This is a genomic window from Desulfovibrio sp. 1214_IL3152, assembly GCF_036763055.1.
In the GTDB taxonomy this organism is placed as follows: Bacteria; Desulfobacterota; Desulfovibrionia; order Desulfovibrionales; family Desulfovibrionaceae; genus Desulfovibrio.
In genome coordinates, this window is record NZ_JBAIYW010000428.1 from 1 (window position 1) to 1,774 (window position 1,774).

Consider the following 1,774-nt stretch of genomic DNA (forward strand, 5'->3'; position numbering starts at 1 on the left):
CCAGTGGAGCGTATGCCCGCCTCCAGCTCTTCCACCGGAACCCCCACAAGGTCGGCGGGGCCGGGCCAGCGGCGGAACAGTTCCGGGGTGACGGTGTTGACCCGGGCGTCCGTACATTGAGCCGCCAGCACCGTAGCCACCAGCAACTGCCACGCGGTTTCGGCATCCAGGTGGGTATGGGGGGCGGGGTAGCGGGCTCGCAGGGCTTCAAGAACTTTTTGCGCCCGAGCCGGGCGGGAATTTTTCACGCTCATGTCCGTCCTATGCCACAGGCGTCGGCAGCCTGCAAGCCTTGGCGGGAGCGGTTCGCGCCCTCTTTGTTTTTTGCGTGTTTGGGTATAAGCTGCCTCGAAAAGATCTGCTGTACGGGAGCGATCATGTCCTATCTGGTCTATGTTACCGCGCCTCATGAAGAGCTTGCCCTTGATCTTGCCCGCATGCTGGTGGAGCGGAATCTTGCCGCCGGGGTGAATATCGTGCCCGGAGCGCGCTCCATTTACCGTTGGCGCGGCCAGGTGCATGATGCCGGGGAATGCCTGCTGCTGGCCCAGGTAAGCCGCGAGGCGCTGCCAGCCTTTGAGGCCGCCGTGAAAAGCGTACACAGCTATGAGGTTCCCTGTATTGTGGCCCTGCCCATAGAGGCCGGTCATGAGCCGTACCTGCGCTGGATCAGGGAAAACAGCCGTCCGCCTTTGCCCTAGAGGCAGAGTAACTTTGAAATGCTTCATATTTCAAAGCTTTCATTCAGCCGAAAATGCAATTTTCGACTGAATCCAAGCCACGTTGTGGCGCGCTGCACTTTCGTGCAGCGTTAGAGCATGTACATTTTTTCAAGTTAAAACGGCTCTAGAAAATTTTTGTTTTGAAAACATTTGGCTGTTCCGGGCGGATTTTTTATAAAATCCGCGCCGCGAAGATTTCGGCATAACCGTGCCCCTTGCGGGTCTGGCGCGAACAGAAAGCGCGCGGAACCTGAGCAGCGGCGCAGAGCCCATTGCATCCGTTCACCCCATAACGAGAGGAACTCATGTCCATTTACGTTTCCGGTTCTCTGGCGTTTGACCGCATCATGACCTTCCCCGGCAATTTTCAGGACCATATCCTTATGGACAAGCTGCACATGATCAATGTCAGCTTTATGGTGGACGGCATGGACGAGCGCCGGGGCGGCTGCGCGGGCAATATTGCCTATTCCCTTGCCCTGCTTGAGGAAAAGCCCGTTATTGTCGCCGCCGCCGGACGCGATTTTGATTCTTACGCACAGACCCTCGCGGCCCACGGCCTGCCGCTGGACGGCATACGTCGTGCTGACGAGGTGTTCACGGCCCTGTGCTACATTACCACAGACCTGAACAGCAACCAGATTACGGGTTTTTATCCCGGGGCCATGAGCCTGCCCGCGCTTTATGATTTTCCCGCTCTTGACCCGGCAAGGGATATTGCCATCGTATCGCCCGGCAACCTGGACGACATGCGCCGGCTGCCCCGTTTTTATCGTGAAAAGGGCGTTCCCTATATCTTTGATCCCGGCCAGCAGTTGCCTGTGCTGACCGCCGAGGAGCTGCTTGACGCTATCGGGGGTTCCCTGGCCTGCATTACCAACGACTATGAGCTGAACATGATCTGCAAGGCCACGGGCAAAAGCGAAGAAGAAATTGCCGCCAGCACGCGCTGGCTTGTGACCACCCTGGGCGCAGAAGGCGCACAGGTGCGCGGCAACCACGGCGAAAACGTGCGCATTGCGCCTGTTCCCGTTGCAAGGGTGCTGGACCCC

3 protein-coding genes are annotated in these 1,774 nt (G+C 58.4%); 2 read left to right on the top strand and 1 reads right to left on the bottom strand.

The genetic code is table 11. The features are described from left to right. Positions 1-254, bottom strand: a 254-nt coding sequence (locus tag V6C07_RS09035; protein WP_442891931.1) for an endonuclease III domain-containing protein, incomplete at its 3' end; no start/stop codon positions are given. Positions 255-377: 123 nt separating this feature from the next. Between V6C07_RS09035 and cutA the strand changes: the two genes are divergently transcribed. Together cutA and V6C07_RS09045 are read left to right on the top strand one after the other, a co-directional pair. Next, on the top strand, positions 378-701 hold the full coding sequence (cutA, locus tag V6C07_RS09040) for a divalent-cation tolerance protein CutA (RefSeq protein WP_333536086.1): 324 nt from the start codon (positions 378-380) through the stop codon (positions 699-701). Positions 702-1,027: 326 nt separating this feature from the next. Continuing rightward, a partial coding sequence (locus V6C07_RS09045) for a PfkB family carbohydrate kinase (protein WP_333536088.1) occupies positions 1,028-1,774 on the top strand: 747 nt, incomplete at its 3' end.

Coding starts and splice junctions, on each gene's coding strand:
- cutA (WP_333536086.1), top strand. CDS start 378: ATGTCCTATCTGGTCTATGTTACCGCGCCTCATGAAGAGCTTGCCCTT.